Source organism: bacterium (assembly GCA_035703895.1).
Lineage (GTDB): Bacteria > Sysuimicrobiota > Sysuimicrobiia > Sysuimicrobiales > Segetimicrobiaceae > Segetimicrobium.
In genome coordinates this window covers 1-2,234 of sequence record DASSXJ010000257.1, presented here as the reverse complement: position 1 = coordinate 2,234, position 2,234 = coordinate 1, and the positions used below count along the sequence as shown (strand labels likewise).

The following is a 2,234-nucleotide window of genomic DNA, read 5'->3' as shown; positions in this document are numbered from 1 at the left end:
ACGTGAGGGAGACGATCGCGTTCCCTCGCCTGCTCAATCGGCTCTACCCGTGAGTGCCGCGGCGCCGGCAGGCGACGACCTCCTGATCCGGGGGGGCCGGGTCCTCGATCCCGCAGGCGGCGTGGATGGGCCTATGGATCTCGCGATTCGCCAGGGCCGCATCCGGGCGGTGGGGTCCATCGCCGGCGCGGCCGCGCAGGTGGTGGACGCGACCGGGTTGGTCGTCTCCCCCGGGTGGATCGACCTGCACGCCCACGTGGCGTACGGGCTCACGCCCGGCAGCGTCCATCCAGATGGTGACGCGGGCGTGGCGAAAGGCGTGACCACCGTGGTCGACACGGGCACCTGCGGCGCCGCATCGTACGAGGCGTTTTCGGCGTACATTATCCAGCGGGCGACGACACAAGTCCTCGCGTTTCTGAACGTCTCCGTCCCCGGCCTCACCGTGTCCCCGGTCCACGGATCGTGGACGTACTTCGATCAGAAGCGGACGATCGAGATGGTCGAGCGGCATCGCGGAGAGCTCGTCGGCGTGAAGGTCCTGGCGAGCTATCTCCACTGCGGGCCGATGGACATCACGCCGGTGAAGCTGGCGGTGCAGGCGGCGCGGCTGTCAGGAACCCGCGTGATGTGCCATCTCGGCCTGGCCCCGCCCGTGATCGGCGAGGTGTTGAACCAGTTGGGTCCCGGGGACATCGTGACCCACTGCTGGCACGGAAAAGGACCCGGAGGCATCCTCGACCGCACCGGCCGTCCGATTCCAGAGGCGCGGGCCGCGGCGGACCGAGGCGTGCTGTTCGACATCGGCCACGGGCTGTCGAGTTTTTCGTTCGAGACGGCGCGGCGAGCCATGGACGCAGGCTGCCCCTGCATTCGATCAGCACCGACCTGCACACTCAAAACCTCCGTCATCCTGTCCGGGATATGGCGACGACGATGGCGAAGTTTCTCCACCTCGGGATGTCTCTGCGCGACGTGATCGCGGCATCGACGCTCGCACCCGCCAAGGCGCTTGGACGGGACGCGGAGATTGGCACGCTCCGGCCCGGAGCCTGCGCCGACGTGACCGTGTTCAGGGTCCGCGAGGCGCCCGTCGAGCACAGCGACGCCGCGGGGTGCACCGAGCAGGCGGCGGTGCTCTTGGAGCCGGTGTACACTATCCGCGCGGGGCGTCTCGCGCACGCGGCGCGCGGGACGCTGTTCTAAAGCAGGGGGACCCATGGCATACGATCCGCGCACATACTGGTCTCGGGTGGCTCAGGAAATCGAGTCCCGAGGAAACGGCAACGTGGTCGCCGGAGACGATACCCCATTCTACCGCTATCAGCGGGCGCAGTTCGTCTCTCGGTTCCTCTTGCGGATGCCGATTCACCAACGCTCGGTCCTCGAAATCGGCTGTGGGCCTGGGGGGAATCTGAAAGCGTTAGGCCCCTTACTGCCATCTCGGAGGGTCGGGTGTGACATCTCCTCGTCCATGGTGGAACTCGCCACTCGGAATGCGGGGGTGGAGTGCGTCCTCATAGACGGGATCACCCTTCCCTTCCAGGACCGGGAGTTTGACGTGACCTTCACCGTGACCGTCCTCCAGCACAACCCTCGTCCCATGATGCACACGCTGCTCAGAGACGTCTGCCGGGTTACGAGGGAATGGATGTACCTCTTCGAGGATACTGGAGAACCGTCAGAGGCGTACTCGATGTTCACGCGTCGGCCGAGTGATTACAGCTCGGTCTGCGAACGGGAAGGATTTGTGCTCAGACAGGTCACCTACCTCGACGTGGGGATCTCTGAGCGGGTCTGCAATACCCTGATGGGAAGGTTAAACCGAAAGGACCGAAAAGAGGGGGAGCCGCTGACACGCTGGAGCACCCTCGCTGAATCCCTAGTTCTCCCCTTTACCCGGGTCGCCGATAGGTTTATCCGTCGAAACTCCGGTCTGACCCTCATCTCCCTACGGAGAACTTGATCGCGCATTGTCATTTCTTTTGCGCCTATGGTATAATTCAGAAGGTATTTGATCCGGATTTGTGCCCCAATCTTGACGCTTTCGAGGGGAGTGGGTGCTTGACCCACTCTTTCGTTTCTTGGAGGCGCAAAGGCTGGGGCGCATGTTTGTGGGGGCAAAATCGGTGAGGCGCCAGGAGATTGCTGAGCACGTGGCGGGACTGGCGGGGCCGATCGCGGCGAGACGCGGTCTCGAGGTGGTCGATGTGGAGCTCATGGGGACGGGACGC

3 protein-coding genes are annotated in these 2,234 nt (G+C 64.5%); all 3 read left to right on the top strand.

The genetic code is table 11. From position 1 onward, the window contains the following. A partial coding sequence (locus VFP86_17230) for a hypothetical protein (protein ID HET9001386.1) occupies positions 1 to 979 on the top strand: 979 nt, incomplete at its 5' end. After that, complete coding sequence (locus VFP86_17225) at positions 925 to 1,206, top strand: amidohydrolase family protein (protein ID HET9001385.1); 282 nt, start codon at positions 925 to 927, stop codon at positions 1,204 to 1,206. The genes VFP86_17230 and VFP86_17225, both read left to right, overlap by 55 nt. Before the next feature lie 13 nt (positions 1,207 to 1,219). Beyond that, on the top strand, positions 1,220 to 1,966 hold the full coding sequence (locus VFP86_17220; protein ID HET9001384.1) for a class I SAM-dependent methyltransferase: 747 nt from the start codon (positions 1,220 to 1,222) through the stop codon (positions 1,964 to 1,966). The last annotated feature ends 268 nt before the right edge of the window (positions 1,967 to 2,234 follow it).